This window comes from Micromonospora sp. BS32 (assembly GCF_059089345.1).
In genome coordinates, this window is sequence record NZ_JBSSHR010000118.1 from 1 (window position 1) to 444 (window position 444).

At 69.1% G+C, this 444-nt stretch carries 1 protein-coding gene; it reads right to left on the bottom strand.

The window, feature by feature from the left end; all coding sequences use genetic code 11:
* Positions 1–158, bottom strand: a 158-nt coding sequence (locus AC5RWQ_RS30525) for a DUF5997 family protein (RefSeq protein ID WP_494286052.1), incomplete at its 3' end; no start/stop codon positions are given.
* Between the last annotated feature and the right edge of the window lie 286 nt (positions 159–444).

Consider the following 444-nt stretch of genomic DNA (forward strand, 5'->3'; position numbering starts at 1 on the left):
TCCACCAGCCACTCGGGGGGATCGGTCTGGAGTGCCTTCAACTCGGCGCGGGAGACGACACCCTCCTGGAACCCGGCGGGCGTGGCCGGGAGGTACACGCCCAGCTTCTTCGCCGCTGTCGCGGGCTTCATGGTCTGTGTGGTCTGCTGCGACGTCATGCCCCAAGGATAACGAGCGTGCGTGCCGCCTCCGACCAGCAGCGGATAGCCTGGTGGGGTGACAGGCTCGGAAGCACCTTCCTCGTTCCGGCTCGCATACGTTCCGGGCGTGACACCGAGCAAGTGGGTGCGGATCTGGAACGAGCGCCTGCCGGAGATTCCCCTCACCCTGATGCAGGTGACCGCCGCGGAGGCGTTCGGCGTGCTGCGGGACCGCGCGTCCGGCGCGGACGCCGGATTCGTCCGGCTCCCGGTCCACGGTCCGGACCTCAGCGCGATTCCCCTC